The following is an 866-nucleotide window of genomic DNA, read 5'->3' as shown; positions in this document are numbered from 1 at the left end:
GGGTGGGGTGGATGTCAAAGCGTAATCTTGATTTCTTTGTCCTGCCGCACCGCGGCTTCGAGGATCTTCTTGGGGTCGGGGCGGAACGTGATGACGTTCAGCCGCGCTGCCACTGCGTCGCGCTTGGCGTTCTTCTCTGCGACCCGCACCACTGCCGCATGGACGAACGCCTTGACATAGGGGCGCTCGCGCATGAAGCGCCATACGGCCGACGGAAACTGCACCAGCAGCTGCTCTAGGCTCAGTTCCGATGCGGCCTTGTAGTCCTTCGCCGGAACACGCCCTTCCAGGTACGACATGACGATGTCCTTGAGCTCCTGCTCGTAGTCGGCGCGCAGGCGACTGGACGCGAGGATGCCGGAGTTGCGCACGAGGTCCTCAGTCACAGAAGTTGTCGATTCCTTCAGGTTGTCGAAGGACATCCACAGATCCAGCTCGTACAGGAGCTTGCCCTCGTCGATTGAGGCCTTGGAAAAATAGATGCTCGCGTCTGTGATCGAGCGGGTGCCGTGGATCCCCCAGGCGAGATCCTCGGGCAGATCCTTCGGATTGGTGCCCTCGATGAGCACCAACGTGTCACGGTAGTTGATAACCGACGGCCGCTGGTTAGCCAGGAGGAAGGACCGGAAAAAGGTCGCACCGTGCGCGCGGCCGATGCGCTTCTCCGTCTTCGACGGGAGGACAACTGGATGCTTCATTGGTCGATCAGAGAGTGAGGGGACGAATGGCGAGCGGCAGCGCGGATCCGCGGGGCGCAGCGCTACGCGAGGCGCCAGGAACGCGGCCGCGCCGGTTGTACTGCGTGCCGGGCACAGGCATCGGAGCGCGCCGCTCGAAATCGCCGCCGCGAACCTGGTGAACAAGCG

The 866-nt window shown here is 62.8% G+C and carries 1 protein-coding gene; it reads right to left on the bottom strand.

Annotated features, from left to right (window positions below; translation table 11 throughout):
* Positions 1 to 14: 14 nt before the first annotated feature.
* The coding region (locus ACXJ3V_RS20100) for a hypothetical protein (protein ID WP_457102126.1) at positions 15 to 866 on the bottom strand (852 nt) is incomplete at its 5' end.

This window comes from Microbacterium sp. P5_E9 (assembly GCF_054049175.1).
Note: the sequence above shows the minus strand (reverse complement) of the source record. Positions and strands in the feature narration are given on the sequence as shown.